Genomic DNA, 662 nt, shown 5'->3' with positions numbered 1-662 from the left:
GGTGCCGCCGGTCGCCTCAGTGACCGACTGGTCATCCAGCGAGGTGATGGTCGGCGCCGAGTCATCCACGCCGGTGATGACGATGTCGACCGTGGTGGTCGAGCCATCGCTGAGCTCGACCACGAACGACTGGCTGACAGTGTCACCGTCATTCAACCCCTGAACGACAGCGGCTTCGTTATCGAGGGTATAGGTCCACTCCCCTGCCTCGTTGACGCTGAAAGTGCCGTAATCATCACTTTGGGTGCCAGCGACAACATCAGTACTTTCGACATCGACAAGCGCGCCTGAAGCTTCGGTAACGCCATCCTCCGTTACCTCTCCAGAATCGCCGCCAATCAGGGCGCCCACGTCATTGCTGGTCGCGGTGTTGCCAGCAGGGTCAGTGACGGTGGCTTCGACGCTGTATTCACCTTCGCTCAGCGGCGTATCGGCATCGACGGAATAGGTGCCATCTTCGACGGTCGCGGTAACGGTCTGCTCGTTGCCGTCACTGTCAGTGATGACCAGCGTGACGGTGCTGCCGTCTTCGGCGTCGGTGGTCCCGACGATAGTCGGTGTGGTGTCGGAGGTCAGTGCTGGTGCGTCGACGGTCAACGCCGGCGCACTTGCGTCGATCTCGCCCACGTCATTGCTGGTCGCGGTGTTGCCGGCCGGATCGG

General features: G+C 61.8%; 1 protein-coding gene. It reads right to left on the bottom strand.

Annotation, left to right across the window (positions count from 1 at the left end; translation table 11 throughout):
- Nucleotides 1-662: VCBS domain-containing protein (locus OW493_RS17165; RefSeq protein WP_289864990.1), on the bottom strand; the 662-nt coding region annotated here is incomplete at both ends.

It is taken from the genome of Cobetia sp. 14N.309.X.WAT.E.A4 (assembly GCF_030397495.1).
GTDB classification, from domain to species: Bacteria; Pseudomonadota; Gammaproteobacteria; order Pseudomonadales; family Halomonadaceae; genus Cobetia; species Cobetia marina.
Note: the sequence above shows the minus strand (reverse complement) of the source record. Positions and strands in the feature narration are given on the sequence as shown.